This window comes from Vibrio sp. D173a (assembly GCF_030248475.1).
In genome coordinates, this window is sequence record NZ_JAHGAH010001426.1 from 1 (window position 1) to 503 (window position 503).

Genomic DNA, 503 nt, shown 5'->3' on the forward strand with positions numbered 1-503 from the left:
ATAGGTATGGGTGTGATGGGTTTTGTGAGTGGTGGGCTATTTATCTTGTTGATTCTAAGACGTGGAAAGTCCAAGTCGGGTGAGAACTTACTTCTTAAGAACGCTAACTCTTAATTCTCTAAGCTCTGTTAGAGACTGAATAAACAAAGCCCCTGCAGTCAGACTGCAGGGGCTTTTCAATTCATCAGCTTAAGTCATTAGCTCAAGTCATGAGAAAGTGTCGATTACTCGTCATCGCCTAGTAGGACTGAATCCAGTGCAATCAGCATCATTTCGTTGAATGTTGTCGCGCGCTCATCAGACGTGGTCTGCTCACCCGTTTTGATGTGGTCTGAAACTGTACAGATTGTCAGAGCTTTTGCGCCGTATTCAGCAGCAACGCCGTAGATACCTGCCGCTTCCATTTCCACGCCAACAATCCCGTACTTGTCCATCACTTCGAACATTTCTGGATCGGGCGTGTAGAACAGCTCAGCAGAGAATAGGTTACCCACTTTAACGTC

Annotated in this window: 1 pseudogene; it reads right to left on the reverse strand. The window is 46.1% G+C overall.

Features of this window, described 5'->3' with window-relative positions:
- Positions 1–224: 224 nt before the first annotated feature.
- Positions 225–503, reverse strand: a pseudogene (deoD, locus tag KIV40_RS33820) (purine-nucleoside phosphorylase); the annotation flags it as partial.